The 1294-nt window shown below is 70.2% G+C and carries 2 protein-coding genes; both read right to left on the bottom strand.

Annotation, left to right across the window (positions count from 1 at the left end; genetic code table 11):
* Positions 1-78: 78 nt before the first annotated feature.
* The gene (locus AC5RUJ_RS16565; protein WP_494013383.1) at positions 79-408 is read right to left on the bottom strand and encodes a hypothetical protein; all 330 of its coding nucleotides are present in this window, start codon (positions 406-408) and stop codon (positions 79-81) included.
* An 82-nt stretch (positions 409-490) separates the two neighbouring features.
* On the bottom strand, positions 491-1294 hold an 804-nt coding region (gene pheA / locus AC5RUJ_RS16570; RefSeq protein ID WP_494156282.1), incomplete at its 5' end, for a prephenate dehydratase.

The raw sequence follows: 1294 nt of genomic DNA on the forward strand, positions 1-1294 counted from the left end.
GGCCACCTGGGCCGGCGGGCTTGGGTCTGCAGCGGCCGGGAGGCCACCTGGGCCGGCGGCCGCCCGGAACGGAGGTGTTTACGTGTCGTCGCCCCCGGTGTTGAGCGGATCGTCGCTGGCATCGGCCCGGTCGGTGTTGTGCAGTTCCTCGCCCGGAACGTCGATGGGTTGTTCGTCTGCTTCGAGCGCCGGGACATCCGCATCCGGCTGCTGCAGGTCTTCGTCCCGGGGAACCGGGAATTCGCCGGCCGCCTGCTGGTCGATCAACTGCTGCTCCTCGGCGAAGCGCAGGTCGTTGCCCTGGTCCCCCAGGTCGCCCGCGCGGTTTTCACTCGGAGTCTGGTTGAGCGCCTCCACCGGCGTCGGCTCCCCGTCCTGGTACTGGTCCCTGTCGTTCTGCTGCGTCATTGTGCTCCGATCCTTGGTTCGCAGGTGCGGTTTTCCTCAGCATACTGACCATAACCGCGGGTCGACAGTCCGGCAGGGCCGGTCAGCGGGCCGACAGCAGGTCCTGCACCCAGCGGTCGGCCTCCCGGAATGCCTCGTCCTGGTTGCGGCGCGGAACACTCAGTCCGCGGCGGTCGGCGCGCGGGTAGGAGCCCAAGAACCGGATGCCGGGGCTGATCCGGTGCAACCCGCGGACGGCGTCGGCCACCCGCTCCTCGGCGAGGTGGCCTTCGGCATCGAGGCTGAAGAAATAATCTCCCAAAAACTGGCCGGTGGGGCGGGACTCGATCCGGCTCAGGTTCACGCCCCGGCTGGAAAATTGTTCCAGGATTGCCCCCAGCGCCCCCGGACGGTCCTGCGGCAGCGGGACCACCAGGGTGGTCTTGTCGGCGCCGGTCGGAGCGGGCAGGACACCGGGGCGGCTCACCAGAATGAACCGGGTGACGGCGTCCGGAATATCGCCGATATCCTCGGCGAGCACGCGCAGCCCGCGCTGCCGGGCCACCAGCGGCGAGCAGATCGCCGCCTCGTAGCCGGCCCCGGGCTCCAGCAGTCCCACCGCGGACGCCGCCGTCGAGGACGCCGGCAGATATTCCGCTTGGGGAATGTTCGCGGCGGCCCAGGCACGGCATTGCGCCCAGGCATGCGGATGGGTGGACACCACCGCGACGTCTCCCGGCTCGGTTCCGGGCCGGACCGCCAGCACAAAGCGGATGGGCACGAGTTCCTCGCCGATGATGCGCAGCGGCTCGCCTCCCGCGATGGCATCCAGCGTGGCGCTGACGCCGCCCTCGACCGAGTTTTCGATCGGGACCATGGCCGCGCCGGCTTCGCCCGCGCGAACGGC

This window comes from Arthrobacter sp. Y3223164 (genome assembly GCF_059091005.1).

Excerpts from the sequence above, each read along its gene's own strand:
- AC5RUJ_RS16565 (WP_494013383.1), bottom strand. The coding sequence starts at position 408 with ATGACGCAGCAGAACGACAGGGACCAGTACCAGGACGGGGAGCCGACG.